The organism is Streptomyces sp. NPDC032940, assembly GCF_040636935.1.
In the GTDB taxonomy this organism is placed as follows: Bacteria; Actinomycetota; Actinomycetes; order Streptomycetales; family Streptomycetaceae; genus Streptomyces.
The window spans coordinates 1-1,975 of record NZ_JBEZVJ010000080.1 but is presented as its reverse complement, the minus strand read 5'-3'; the positions used below and the strand labels follow the sequence as shown (position 1 = coordinate 1,975).

Here is a 1,975-nt window from a genome sequence, read left to right as displayed (position 1 = left end):
GTGGTGGGTCGGGGCCGCGCCGGGGGGTGTCCGTCCTCGGAACGGCGCGAAATCGGTTCCTTGCCAGCAGGCGGGGCGTTGACGCGCCAACCGCTGCGGGCGGACACCCCCCGACACGGCCCCTTCTCGCCGTACGCGGCTGACGGCTGCCATCCCATCCCGCCCCAGCTGCGGGCAGTCGCCCCCGCCGTGCCGTCCTGGCTGCGGGCAGTCGCCCGCCGTGCCGTCCTGGCTGCGGGCAGTCGTGCCTCCCCAGTGCCTGAACGGCCTGGGAGGTGCCCCCAGGGCGGCACGGGTGGGCGCTGGGGTCCCTCCTCTGCCCCCCTCTGGGGGAGGCACCCCGTAGCGCCGGGCTGCGCGACCCACCCCCGCCTCGCGCCCGCTCCGGGCACCCAGGCAACAAAAGCCACGTGCACCCACCCCCGGTCCGCTTCAGCGCCGGGGCGCATGGTCCGTCGCCCACCCCGGGGGCGCCGTCGAGCCCCGTACCACCAGGTCCACCGGGATGTCCCCGGCCTCGGGCGTCCCGCCCTCCAGTACCGCCAGCAGCGCCCGCATCCCCCGTTCGCCGAACAGTTCCGCGTCCAGGCGGACCGTCGTCAGCTCGGGGTCGATGGCGGTGGCCAGGCCGAGGTCGTCGAGGCCCGTGACCGAGAGGTCGTCGGGGATGCGCAGCCCCATCCGCCGGGCCGCCTTGTACGCGCCGACCGCCAGTTTGTCGTCGTCGCAGACCAGCGCCGTCGGACGCGGACCCGGCTCCGCGAGTGCGGTCGCCGTGGCCGTCAGGGCGTCCTCGATCGAGATGGCGGCCCGCGCGGTGCGCAGCGTGGTGCCGGGAACGGCGTCCAGCCGTGCTGACAGCTCCCGTGCGCGGACCTCGAACGTCCAGGACGGGACGTCCGCCGCGAGGTGCAGGAATCGGCGGTGGCCCAGCCCCAGAAGGTGTTCCGCGAGCTGGCGGACCGCGTCCGCGATGTCCAGGTTGACCGTCGCCGCGCCCAGGCTGCCCTCCGGGTCGCTGTCCAGCATGACCAGCGGCAGCTGGTCGCCGCGGATGGCGGAGAGCGCGTCGGCGGCCATGGAGGACGCGATGACGCCGTCCAGGGCGGCCCGGGCGGAGGCGAAGGGGTCCCGGGCCGGACCCACGCCCTCGGGGGAGGGGTAGAGGACCACGCCGAAGCCGTGCTCCGCGGCGACGCGCGCCGCGCCGGTGTAGACGCCGGCGAAGAACTCGGTGGTCAGCGCCGGGACGACCAGCAGGACCGTGCGGGTGCGGCCGAGGCGGAGATTGCGGGCGGCGAGGTTCGGGCGGTAGCCGAGCGCGTCGGCGGCCTCGCGGACGCGCTGGGCGGTGGGCTCCGACACCCGGCCGCGCCACTTGTCGCCGAGGACCAGGGAGACCGCCGCCTGGGAGACGCCGGCGGCCTGGGCGACGTCCCGGCTGGTGGGGCGGGTACTGCCTCGTGCCACCGTTCCCCTGCGCTTTCGTCTGGACTCGTGAACAGCCGACATGGTACGTATGGCAACGGAAGTTATACGTAAAACCTCATCGAGGTCTCATGCGAAGGGGGTGGGTCGTGGTCGCCGGATACCTGGACATTCTCCGGGCGCGGCACGCCGTACGGCTGCTCGTCGGCACGCTCGTGGGGCGGCTGCCCAACGCCACCGCGGCGATCGCGATCGTGCTGTTCGTTCGGGCCGAGGGCGGCTCGTACAGCCTGGCGGGGGCCCTGGCCGCCGTCTACGGGGTCGCCAACGCCGTGGGGCAGCCCGTGCTGGGACGGCTGGTCGACCTGCACGGGCAGCCCCGCGTGCAGCTGCCGGCCGCCGTGCTGTCGGGCCTCGCCATGACCCTGTTCGCCTTCGCCGGTACCGAGCCCGCTGCGCTCGCGTACGTGGCCGTGGGAGCCGCGGGCCTCTTCACACCCCCGCTGGAGGGCGGCCTGCGGGCCCTGTGGCCGAGCGTGCTCCGCGA

The 1,975-nt window shown here is 74.9% G+C and carries 2 protein-coding genes; one reads left to right on the top strand and one right to left on the bottom strand.

All coding sequences use genetic code 11. From position 1 onward, the window contains the following. Positions 1–432: 432 nt before the first annotated feature. A complete protein-coding gene (locus AB0E77_RS34145) occupies positions 433–1,470 on the bottom strand; it encodes a LacI family DNA-binding transcriptional regulator (protein WP_361578891.1) in 1,038 nt (345 codons plus the stop codon). Positions 1,471–1,577: 107 nt separating this feature from the next. Between AB0E77_RS34145 and AB0E77_RS34140 the strand changes: the two genes are divergently transcribed. Further along, positions 1,578–1,975: MFS transporter (locus AB0E77_RS34140; protein WP_361578894.1), on the top strand; the 398-nt coding region annotated here is incomplete at its 3' end.